This window comes from Thermostichus sp. OS-CIW-30, assembly GCF_054060215.1.
Genome location: NZ_JBSSCZ010000028.1, coordinates 38086 through 47772, shown reverse-complemented (window position 1 = coordinate 47772; position 9687 = coordinate 38086). Strand labels below are relative to the sequence as shown.

The window sequence follows — 9687 nt, the reverse complement described above, 5'->3', positions numbered from 1 at the left end:
TGGACTCCGTCCCGCTGACGCGAACAGAGATAGGCAGGATGCGATCGCTTCTTTCCTGAACCATGTTCAGGAGAGTTCAGCGTGAATGTATCAGCACTCCCATCAACGCTGAGGATATGAAGGGCATACCGGCCATTTTTTGGGGGTTGGGCCTCAGTTTCGCATTTTTGTGCCACACTGGTGACCTCTACCACCACCACAGGGGGGCTGGGCAACCCGCTGTTGGCCACCGGCGAAAACGTCACTTCTCTGCTGCTGGCGGTGGCGGCAGTGCTGTTGATGGGTTGGCTCGTGCGCTGGCTGGGCAAACGGGCGTTGAAACTGGGGTTCCGCAGCAGAAATGCCGCTCCCAAGTCTCAGGGATCCCCGCCGACGGCTGTTCTACACTGGAGAAGGTTTTAACTGGATGGTTTTGCCATGCCGCCTCGCTGGCCCCGGAAGCCCTCCCGTCGGGATCCCGAATTTCGCAAGCTGGATGATCGCTATACCTATGCCGCCCACCTGTCTGTTTTCCTCTGTAGCGGGTCTGGGCTGGTGTTTTTTCAGCAACTGTACCGCGCGGATTGGCCGTGGCTGGTGCCCCTGTTGGGCTGGTGGGCTTTGGGGTTGGGGATCCACAGCTTCTGGATCTTTTTTGTGGCCCGCTACCCTGTCGATGCTGGCTTGATAGAGTTCACTCCCAACGGCGATGCGCACGAGAATCCAACAGCCGCCGAGACGGATCCCTCAGGGGCCAGCTAAGACTCAGAGGGTGGACAACCCGATTGCTCATGGTGCTCAACCGGAGGGGGCAGAAGAGCCACCTTGTCGTCGTTGTCGCTGCAGCAGCAGGGGGGAGAGGTCGCTCTCGTCGTAAATATCCCCCACCAGCTCCTCCAAAATGTCTTCCAGCGTGATGAGGCCGGTGGTGCCGCCAAACTCATCCACCACGATCCCCAGGTGTTGGCGAGAGCGCAGCATTTCCTTGAGCAACAGGCTGACCCGCTTGGTGTCCGGCACAAAAAAAGGCGGTGCCATCGCCTGGGTTACTTCGGCATTGCCTTTTTGATCGAGATAGCGCAAGGCTTGCTTGAGGTGGATAATGCCGACGATCTCGTCCTTGGATTCTCCCTGCACGGGGATGCGCGAGTAGCCCGTTTCCAAACAGAGCTTCACCACATCCTGCAGTGTTTTGTCGTGGGAGATGGTCTCCATTTTAACTCTGGGCTTGGCCACGTCCCGCGCTTGGAGTAAGTCCAAAGCCAAGGCCCCACGGAACAGCCGCCGTTTTTGCCAATCCAGCAGCCCCCGCTGCCCCAACACATCGATCAACAGCTCCAAATCCTTGAGAGAAGCAGTAGCCGTCAGCGGGGAGAATTCCAATAGATTGAAGAGCCTGCTGACAACCCACTCAAAAGCGTCGCTAAAAGGGCGCAGCAGCACCGATAGGACATGAACAGGCCGCACCACCCAGCGGAACACCCCAAGTGGATGGCTCACCGCTAAAGACTTTGGGGCTACTTCTCCAAAGAGGAGCACCACAATTGTGGTGGGCACGGTGGCGGCCAAAGCTCCAATCTGGGTTCCCAACAGTTCAATGGAGAGGGTTGTGGCCAAAGCGGCAATGCCGATGTTGACAAAGTTGTTCACCAGCAACAGGGTGGTGATCAGCCGCGAGCGCTGTTGTTGGGCCAGTCGATACAAGCCCTGTGGATCCCCTTGTTCTTCGATCAGAGATTCCAGGCGCAGGTTGTCCATGGCCGTGATGGCGGTTTCGGCCCCAGAGCAAGCTCCTGAGAGGAGCAGCAAAAAGGCCAAGAGGAAGACATTAACCATAGCGCTCCGTTACGGGATATGGGTGGCGTCAAAGGACTAAACCCAAGCTGCTCAAGCCAGTCCGCTCCTCGAAGATCTTATTCATCCCGTTGATTTGTTCTTGATTGAGTTAAGGCTACTGATCGAAATGGGCGGAGCCGGATCGCTCCAAAAGTTGCCGGTACAACATGACAATCTTGTCTTGCACCTCGGATTGGCTCAGGTGATCTGTGTCGATCAAGATGGCATCGGGGGCAGGCCGCAAGGGAGAGATGAGCCGTTCGCTGTCGCGGCGATCCCGCTGCTCGATTTGCGCTTTCAATTCTTCGAGAGGCACCATTTGCCCTTGGGCTTGGAGTTGGTGTTGCCGACGCTGCGCCCGCTCCCCAACAGAAGCGGTCAAGAAAACCTTCAGCTCTGCATCAGGAAAGACGTGGGTGCCGATATCCCGCCCCTCCAAGACAGCACCGCCATCCCGGCCAATGCTGCGTTGCCGCTTCACCAGCTCCTGGCGTACTCCCGGCACTGCCGCCACGTGAGAGACCCAGCGGGTCACTTCCGGAGAGCGAATGGCCTGGGTAATTTCTTCGCCATCGGCCCAGATGCGGGTCGGCTCTGTCGAAGAGGTGCCACTTTGCAGGGTGAGCTGGGTTTGGGCGGCCAGTTGGGTGAGTTGCTCGGCATCGTCCAAAGGGATCCCCCGTTGCAGTGCCAGCCAGGTGATGGCTCGATACATGGCCCCCGTGTCCAAGTACAAAAGCTGCAGCTGGGCGGCTACTGCCCGCGCCACGGTGGATTTTCCGGCTCCAGCCGGGCCGTCAATGGCAATCAGCGGGCGACGCGGGGGAGAAGTCGTGCCGGAAGAAGGGGGTGCCGCATGCTGGACTCTCTCCGGCAAGGGATCCCCTTGCTCTGGGGAAAGGAGCAGGTTGTCGATCAGGCGAGTCTGCCCCACATAGGCAGCAATGGCCAGCAGGCCCTTGTCTTCCACCCGCGGCAGCGGCTGTAGCGTTTGGGGATCCACCAATTCCAGGTATTGCAGTTGCAGCTCTGGGGTATGCTCCAGCTCAGCACGGGCGGCGGCAAGGATCCCTTCTGCTGAGGGATCCCCGGCCTGCCAATGGTCATATCCCCGACGCAAGGCCCGGTACAGCCCGGCAGCCACCTGTCGTTCAGCAGCAGAAAGGTAGCGGTTGCGGGAGCTACAGGCGAGGCCATCGGCTTCTCGCACCGTGGAGCAGGGAACAATCGTGGTGGGTATTTGCAGATCCCGAACCAAACGCTGAATGATCGCCAGTTGCTGGGCGTCTTTTTGGCCGAAGTAGGCCCGCTGCGGCTGCACCAGGTTCAGCAGTTGCAGCACAATGGTGGCTACACCGCGAAAGTGGCCAGGTCGGTGGGGGGCGCAGAGGGTCTGCAGAAGGGATTCGGGGGGCATGACCCAGGTGCGGTCGCTTCCGGTTGCGGGGTCGGCTCCCATCTCTTGCGGGTCAGGGGCAAAGACCACATCCACACCTGCTGCCTCGCACAAAGCTCGGTCCCCCTCCTCGTCGCGGGGATAGCGATCCCAGTCTTCGTTGGGGCCAAATTGCAGCGGATTGACGAAAATGCTGACCACCGTGTGGTCACACTCTTGCCGGCAGCGGCGGATTAGGCTGAGATGGCCCTCATGCAGGGATCCCATCGTGGGCACCAAGCCAACTGTGGATCCCCGCCAATCGGCTACCTGCTCCCGCAAAGCAGCAACTGTGCGCAGCCAGTGCATCGCCATGCCACCTCAATCTCTCTCTCCCCTATGGGTTTTCTCCAACCCCCCCAAAGGCTGCTCCTACAGGCCGATCTTGTTGCTGCGTTGATATTGCCTGTAGGCTGCCACGAATAAGCCCGCCAAGGTGACCACCACCATGCCCAAGACGATCCCCAACAAAATCGGCTCGATCACAACACAGACCTCCCAGTTCAAACCTAGATCATGATAAGCCAAGCCCAAACCTATCCTCACCGTTCCTTGCCAAGGAAATCGAGGGGGGATCCCCTAATAAAATGCAGGGGATCCGCGAAGCCGTTGAGATGGCATACCCATAGCCCATGAGGTCAATTGTCTTGTCCGGGGATGGCGGAGACTTGAAGGAGTGCCTGTCCAAACTGGAAGAGCAACTGCGCCCTTTGGCAGACAAGGCCGTTCCCCTGCTGGTGGCGGACTCGCGTCCAGTGCAGGTGTGGGCGGCAGTTTTGACCTGCCAACGCTTGGGGATCCCGCTGTTCCTGGGTAATCCCCACTGGGGAGAACGGGAATGGGGACAGGCTTTGGCGGATATGGGATCCGGCTGGTGCTGGCGCCAGGGCCGACTGGAAGGGGATCCCGCCCCCTTGAATCTGCGCCTGCGAGAGTTGCGGGAAGCTGTGCCCAGCTCCCATTGGCCGTTGATCGGCATCCCCACCGGTGGCTCCGGCGGCCAGATAAAATGGGCCCTGCACTCTTGGCTGACCCTCAGCGCCTCGGCCAAAGCCCACCAACAGCACTTTGCCGTTGGGCCTGTACACAGCTATTGCGTTCTGCCCCTGTACCACGTCAGCGGCTTGATGCAGGCAGTCCGCTCCTGGCTGAGCGGTGGGCAGTGGGTTGTCTGGGATTGGAAACGGCAACAGCAGGCCAAGGCTTGGGATCCCCCTTTGCCGGGGAGCTTTCTATCGCTGGTGCCCACTCAGTTGCAACGGCTGTTGCTCAGCGCCCATCCGGGAGTTTTGGAGAGCCTGCGCCAATTTCGGGCCATTTTGGTCGGCGGTGGCCCCACCTGGCCCAGCTTGCGGCAACAGGCCCGGCAACTTCACCTTCCCCTTGCCCTCACCTACGGTATGACCGAGACCGCCTCCCAGGTGTGTACGTTACTGCCAAAAGCCTTTTGGCAAGGGAGCGACAGTCTGGGTCGGCCTCTGCCCCACGCCACGCTCCAGATCCGCAGCGAAAAAGGGGATCCCCTGCCCAGCCATGCTGTGGGCTACATTCACATTCAGGCAGAGTCGCTGGCACTGGGCTACTACCCGCACCTAAGTGCTACGCACCGCTTACGCGAAGGGCAACAGCAAGGCTTTACCCCCGGCGATTTGGGCTATCTAGACCGACAGGGATCCCTCTATTGGTTAGGTCGAGCCGATGACCTGATCCTAACCGGCGGGGAAAAGGTGATGGCTGCAGAAGTGGAAGGGGAGATCCGAGCCAGCGGCTGGGTGGAAGATGTGTGCGTGTTGGGCCTACCGGATGCCGAATGGGGGCAGCAGGTGGTGGCGGTGGTCGTCCCCAAAACAGGGATCCCGGCAATCCCCAAAGAGCTGGAGATGCACCTGAAGCAACACCTAAGCCGCCAACTGAGTCCCTTCAAGCACCCCAAGCACTGGCTGTGGTGTACGGGGATCCCGCGCAACCCTCAGGGCAAAGTCAACCGCCAACAACTCCGGCAGTGGGCAGCTCAGACGTTGGGGATCCCAACGCAGGCAAGTTAGCGGGATCCCTCCCGAATGCCCAGACGGGCTAAATCTCGCTTGATTTCAAAGGCCAATTCTCGGTTGTGCGGCTCCGTGGCCAAAGCTTTTCTCAAGTAGGCTTCCGCCTGCTGATAGCGCCCCTCGTAGATCAAATGGTTGCCGAAGCGCTGGTAGGCCAACGCCAAGATGTGGATGGCCTCGCTGGAGTTGGGAAACCGTTTCAGCAGCGCCTCCGCCTGGGCCACCGCCGTGGGCAACTTCCGCTCCCGCCAGGCTGCCTTGACGCGGGCAATCCCCTCCTTGAGCCCTTCCGGATTGGGCTGCTCTGCCGATGAGGGGTCTATGCTGCGAATGACCACCCGCCTTTTGCCGGCAGCAGGAGAGCTGGGTGGAGATTGACGTTGTGCAGATTGACGTTGTGCATCGTAGCGCCGCCGCTGCTCAGGGTCGCTCAGCACTTGGTAGGCTTGGTGGATTTGTTGGAAACGCTCTCGGGATCCCTCCCCTGCCACATCAGGGTGAAACTGCCGCGCCAACCGTCGAAACGCCTGTTTAATCTCTTCAATGTCCGCTGCAGGAGATAGGTTCAGGATCGCGTAGTAATCCATAAACGGTGGCGCAACTAAGGGATCGGGAAAAGACCTGGCCAAAAACCAGCTCTAGTCTATCGCTGCGGCCCCGGCTTGACCAAGGGATCCCACCAAGCGCTTGGTTCTCCCGCTTCCCTCAGCAGCAGGGATCCAGTGTTAGACTTTGCCCAAGTTGTTTGGAGCCTCCATTCCGGCCTATCGAGGATCCCTTCCTGTTGCCCAACTTCATTGCAACTTGGCTTTTTTATTTCTATCTGTTATGAGTGAAGCGCTTCATCAAGCTCTTGCCAATCGAGATCTAAAACAACTATTGGCCTATTTGCAGCAAGGGGAAGATGTAAATGCTGTCGATGCTCAGGGAATGACCTTGCTTCACAAAGCGACACTCCTTGGCCATCTGGGACTGCTGGACTTGCTCTTAGTATATGGCGCCTCCCCCAATGCCTTAGATCCCACAGGTGCTACCCCTCTCCATTTGGCTGCCGCCAGCGGTCAGGTCAAGCTGGTGGAGCGTCTCTTGAGGGCAGGCAGCGATATCGATCTCCCAGATAACTATGGCTATACCCCTCTCCATCGGGCTGCTTTAACCGATCAGGTAGAAGTAATCGGTCTGCTCATCCAAAAGGGAGCCAACACTGGTCGTGTTCTCCACTGGGCCACAGCCACCGGTCGAAAAAGCATTCTGGCCCGCCTACTATCCAAGGGAGCGCCGGTGGATGCCACTGACGAAACAGGCCGAACCCCTCTGCATGAAGCCGCCACCCGAGGGGATTTGGGCATCGCTCGCTTTCTGCTCTTGTACGGGGCCAATGCCAATGCGCGCAACCGATTCGGGGCGACACCGATGCACTGGGCTGCTTGGGAAGGACACATCGAAATCCTGGAGCTTTTGCTGGAAAATGGAGCCGAACTAAACCCTCGCAATGAAGATGGGCATACCCCCTTAGCCTATGCACAAAAACGCCAACACAGGCTGGCTGCTCAATGGTTACAAGATCGAGGAGCAACTCTTTAGCTTAGTATCAAGTTTGGCATAGAGAGTAAAACAAAAGTTAATGAAAATGCTGCTATTTCAAGTCATAGGGTATTTGGTCTTCCTCCCTTCTCATGAGATGGGGTTTGAGAGTGAGGGTAACCCCTACAGAAAAAAGGAGAGAGGCTGTTAGGCTTTCCTCCCTCCAGTCTCTTCGTCGCGGTTAGCGTTAACGCCAGCTAGATTCTAACTGATTCTTCCACCTGATTCAACTTTTTTTCTAGAGTTTCTCTTGAGCCCAACATAAATTTTTGAACGACAAAACAAGACATAGGACAGACAGTTTGTCCCAAAAGGTTGGTCTTTTTCCTTAGCTTCTGACAAGTTTGCAAAGGAAACTAGAGCAGCAATCTTTGTATTCGGTCTTGTCTTCCGGTTCCCGAAGCCAGATTGCCCCCTTCCAAAGCCATAACCCTCAGCCGCTGTTGCTCCTTTACACTGCCACCTCCACAGATTGACATGAGCAAGCAAAAAATCTCTCTATCAACTGATTCTGACTCTCATTAGCACAGAACCTTGCTTAGCCTTGGAGAGGAGAAAAAGGGATCCCTGCTGACGCAGATGGCCAGCTCTGCCAGCACAGGATCCCTGCCGCATCCAAGACAAGAGAGGAAGACTGATGGATATGACTCCACCACTCAACTGAGTAACAGCATAGCTTTATTGAGATTAAATCGCAATACCTAGCCAACGTAAGAGGAAATGTTCTTGACAAAACTGCTTCAAGTAGTCGTTTCAAGTTAGGGTGAGACGCTTGGGCTACTGAGGAGAGCCTTCTGATTCCCTGTATTCAAGGCTTTAGGTATGGGTGCAGTGTCCCAGTTTGAATCGAAATGGCCACAAGCAGAGTACCTGGGCTAAAGGGTAATTGGCCAAGATTTGCAGTTTCAGCCCTCTTGAGAGGATAGGTCGCGGAGTTGTGGGCACAGCACAGGTTCAAGGGGGGGTGAGGGGCTGATAGCAGTCGTGGTTCTTATTACCCTCTATTTCAACTGCTCGCGTAGCGGGCCGGAGGCCTTAGCAGGAAGCAACCGGTCGTTTGTTTCACCTTGACGGTGAGATAAATGACTACGCGTTGCGGAACAGTAGGCAATCTCACCGCCATTCAAATGCCGGGGCAGGCAAGAATCAGCTTTTGGCCCAATGGATCCCTAGCCACGATAGCTGAGTCGCCTGGCAGGAGATCGAACCTGACGGCGTTTTCTGCGCCAGCGTTTCCAGCGGGAGACCATCCAGTCGCTTAGGCTGTGGTTCACCGATCCCAGTTCCAACCCCATCCCAATCCAAAAGAGCATCTCGGCGTGAACTTGCAGCAATTGCCAGAGATCGCTGCCCCACACCCAGGGTTGCCACATCCACCAGCCCAACCGGGATCCCAGCCAAGCCCCCAGCAGGCCAGCTCCTCCTGCCCATAGGCTCAAGTACAGTACCCGCACGGCGGTGCCCACAATCGGCCCATGAGACCAAAAGGAGCGATGCCGCATCCACTTGCGGTAGGGCAGCCAAATCCAGCGCAAGAACAGCCAGCGTTGATACTGTCGGGAACAGGTGTCCAGATCTCCAGAAAACATCAGGCCGCTGAACAGATAGGCGGATCCCACAGCCAGGGCAACTGTGGTGCTGTTCCCCAACACACCGGCGGCTAGGGTGATGCCGGGGGCCGTCCAGAGGGTAATGCGATCGTGGGTGGATCCCAGCGGCATAAAGCCAGAGCAACAGTACACGACTGCGGCTCAGTCTACCCGCAAGCAAAGGAGAAAGCCTGCTCCAGCCCTGGGATCGCTCCGCCGGATCTTGAAAAACTTAAGCCTGCTGCTCCCCAGGGATCCCTCGATTCAGGCGATCCAACACCTGCAACTGTCGGTAGAGCATTTCAACCCGTGGCAGATGGATCCCAGCTTGTCGAGCGTACTGCAGTGGGTTGCCGAAGATCACCTGCAGTTCCAGAGGACGTTTGCGCTCATAGTCGATTTTCATGCTGGTGCGGTAGGGGGCCATTTTCTCGGTATTGGTGAGCATTTCTTGGATCAGGGAGTCGGGAAGCAGGCGATCACAAGCTGCAGCTCCCTGTATCACCTCCTGCATCAGCGTTTCCGCCAAAGCACGGGCCTCAGGGTCTCGAATCATTTGCTGAGTATCGGCATTGAACACCACCGAGAGGCCGTTGAAGGGAATATTCCAGACCAGTTTCTGCCAGCGGGCCAACATCAAATCTGGTGAGAGCGAAGTCGGGATCCCTGCCCGTTGAAAATCGGCTTGAACTTGTTGAAGGCGGGGCGTGATCCCTTGGGGGGCATAGCCAGGGCCGTACTCTGCCAGCAGCACCGAACCGTAATCCAGATGGTGAATGTGGCCGGGGCCAACCTTATTGGAGCTGATGAAGCAGAGGCCCCCCATGACCCGCTCTGGGCCAACGCAATCGGCAATCTCGGGTTCCACCCCCAGCCCGTTTTGCAACAAGATCACCACGCCATTCTCGGCCAACACAGGCGGGATCAAGTGCGGCAGAAGCGCATTTTGGGTGGCTTTCAAAGCCACGATCACGCCTTCGCAAGCCGGCATGTCCTCCACGGCTGCGTAGGCATTCACCTGGGGCAAATGAAAATCCCCCCAGCAGGACTGCACCCAGAGGCCGCTTTGGCGAACATGGTCATAGTCGCTGTGCAGCAGAAAATGCACCGAAAAGCCCGCCTGTTGCAATTTCGCCCCATAAAATCCTCCCAAAGCGCCCGTGCCCAAAACAGCGTAGCGGCGAGTTTCCGGCAACCAAGACATGGCAGTGAGTTT

At 57.5% G+C, this 9687-nt stretch carries 10 protein-coding genes; 4 read left to right on the top strand and 6 right to left on the bottom strand.

Features of this window, described 5'->3' with window-relative positions:
* Window positions 1–180: 180 nt before the first annotated feature.
* Window positions 181–402, top strand: a complete 222-nt coding sequence (locus ACVWZF_RS11915; RefSeq protein ID WP_457411545.1) for a hypothetical protein — start codon at window positions 181–183, stop codon at window positions 400–402.
* Between the two features lie 15 nt (window positions 403–417).
* Complete coding sequence (locus tag ACVWZF_RS11910) at window positions 418–741, top strand: hypothetical protein (RefSeq protein WP_457392883.1); 324 nt, start codon at window positions 418–420, stop codon at window positions 739–741.
* Window positions 742–777: 36 nt separating this feature from the next.
* Here the strand turns inward: ACVWZF_RS11910 and ACVWZF_RS11905 are convergent, their stop codons facing one another.
* The 3 genes from ACVWZF_RS11905 to petG all read right to left on the bottom strand — a co-directional run bounded on the left by ACVWZF_RS11905 (window position 778) and on the right by petG (window position 3736).
* The gene (locus ACVWZF_RS11905) at window positions 778–1815 is read right to left on the bottom strand and encodes a hemolysin family protein (RefSeq protein ID WP_414373590.1); all 1038 of its coding nucleotides are present in this window, start codon (window positions 1813–1815) and stop codon (window positions 778–780) included.
* A 115-nt stretch (window positions 1816–1930) separates the two neighbouring features.
* A complete protein-coding gene (locus ACVWZF_RS11900; RefSeq protein ID WP_457411553.1) occupies window positions 1931–3559 on the bottom strand; it encodes a bifunctional pantoate--beta-alanine ligase/(d)CMP kinase in 1629 nt (542 codons plus the stop codon).
* A gap of 63 nt (window positions 3560–3622) precedes the next feature.
* The gene (petG, locus tag ACVWZF_RS11895; protein ID WP_011433989.1) at window positions 3623–3736 is read right to left on the bottom strand and encodes a cytochrome b6-f complex subunit V; all 114 of its coding nucleotides are present in this window, start codon (window positions 3734–3736) and stop codon (window positions 3623–3625) included.
* Window positions 3737–3882: 146 nt separating this feature from the next.
* Here petG and ACVWZF_RS11890 point away from each other — a divergent pair, with 146 nt between their 5' ends.
* A complete protein-coding gene (locus ACVWZF_RS11890; RefSeq protein ID WP_457411543.1) occupies window positions 3883–5295 on the top strand; it encodes a 2-succinylbenzoate--CoA ligase in 1413 nt (470 codons plus the stop codon).
* Here ACVWZF_RS11890 and ACVWZF_RS11885 read toward each other — a convergent pair.
* Window positions 5292–5885 (bottom strand): DnaJ domain-containing protein, encoded by a 594-nt coding sequence (locus tag ACVWZF_RS11885; RefSeq protein WP_457411541.1) that lies wholly within the window; start codon window positions 5883–5885, stop codon window positions 5292–5294. The genes ACVWZF_RS11890 and ACVWZF_RS11885 overlap by 4 nt on opposite strands.
* Window positions 5886–6126: 241 nt before the next feature.
* Between ACVWZF_RS11885 and ACVWZF_RS11880 the strand changes: the two genes are divergently transcribed.
* Window positions 6127–6882 carry an ankyrin repeat domain-containing protein gene (locus tag ACVWZF_RS11880; RefSeq protein WP_414399992.1) on the top strand — a complete coding sequence of 252 codons (756 nt, stop codon included), beginning with the start codon at window positions 6127–6129 and terminating at the stop codon, window positions 6880–6882.
* 1169 nt (window positions 6883–8051) lie between these two features.
* Here ACVWZF_RS11880 and ACVWZF_RS11875 read toward each other — a convergent pair.
* Both ACVWZF_RS11875 and ACVWZF_RS11870 read right to left on the bottom strand, forming a co-directional pair.
* The gene (locus tag ACVWZF_RS11875) at window positions 8052–8624 is read right to left on the bottom strand and encodes a metal-binding protein (protein WP_414341609.1); all 573 of its coding nucleotides are present in this window, start codon (window positions 8622–8624) and stop codon (window positions 8052–8054) included.
* Window positions 8625–8703: 79 nt separating this feature from the next.
* Entirely contained in the window at window positions 8704–9675 is a 972-nt protein-coding gene (locus ACVWZF_RS11870) for a putative 2-dehydropantoate 2-reductase (RefSeq protein ID WP_414341611.1), read from the bottom strand.
* Window positions 9676–9687: the final 12 nt, after the last annotated feature.

What these genes read in the sequence shown, in the direction of transcription:
- ACVWZF_RS11910 (WP_457392883.1), top strand. Translation starts at nt 418, where the DNA reads ATGCCGCCTCGCTGGCCCCGGAAGCCCTCCCGTCGGGATCCCGAATTT.
- ACVWZF_RS11905 (WP_414373590.1), bottom strand. Translation starts at nt 1,815, where the DNA reads ATGGTTAATGTCTTCCTCTTGGCCTTTTTGCTGCTCCTCTCAGGAGCT.
- ACVWZF_RS11900 (WP_457411553.1), bottom strand. Translation starts at nt 3,559, where the DNA reads ATGCACTGGCTGCGCACAGTTGCTGCTTTGCGGGAGCAGGTAGCCGAT.
- ACVWZF_RS11890 (WP_457411543.1), top strand. Translation starts at nt 3,883, where the DNA reads ATGAGGTCAATTGTCTTGTCCGGGGATGGCGGAGACTTGAAGGAGTGC.
- ACVWZF_RS11885 (WP_457411541.1), bottom strand. Translation starts at nt 5,885, where the DNA reads ATGGATTACTACGCGATCCTGAACCTATCTCCTGCAGCGGACATTGAA.
- ACVWZF_RS11880 (WP_414399992.1), top strand. Translation starts at nt 6,127, where the DNA reads ATGAGTGAAGCGCTTCATCAAGCTCTTGCCAATCGAGATCTAAAACAA.
- ACVWZF_RS11870 (WP_414341611.1), bottom strand. Translation starts at nt 9,675, where the DNA reads ATGTCTTGGTTGCCGGAAACTCGCCGCTACGCTGTTTTGGGCACGGGC.